Source organism: Acinetobacter rongchengensis, from assembly GCF_003611475.1.
GTDB lineage: Bacteria > Pseudomonadota > Gammaproteobacteria > Pseudomonadales > Moraxellaceae > Acinetobacter > Acinetobacter rongchengensis.
The window spans coordinates 1-372 of the sequence record NZ_RAXT01000212.1 but is presented as its reverse complement, the minus strand read 5'-3'; the positions used below and the strand labels follow the sequence as shown (position 1 = coordinate 372).

General features: G+C 40.6%; 1 pseudogene. It reads left to right on the top strand.

Annotated elements, in window-relative coordinates:
* Window positions 1–372, top strand: a pseudogene (locus tag D7V20_RS19580) (DUF3987 domain-containing protein); the annotation flags it as partial.

Below are 372 nucleotides of genomic sequence, written 5' to 3'. Positions count from 1 at the left end.
TGAACAGATTCAGTATGTGATTCAGCAATTATCTAAAGCTGGCCATCAACGGTTATACATGCCTGTACGCCCTGAATATATACAGCTTGATGTATTCCAAAACCTTGAGAAAAACACGCCTGTCCATTTGCTCAATCAATATATCAAGGTAGGTGGAAATGAATTTCTCATCGAATTAAGTAAGGATGATGACATCGATGAAGTACAGGCGTTTATTAGTGAATCAATTGCTCTATTGCCTCAGCAAAATCAATGGGGGGAATTATTGCCACTGGTACAAGCTGAAACAACAGCGAATAACACCTATCCAATACATGCTTTGCCACCATTGGCGAAAGAGGCTGTACTTGCTATAGCCGAACATGTGCAAGC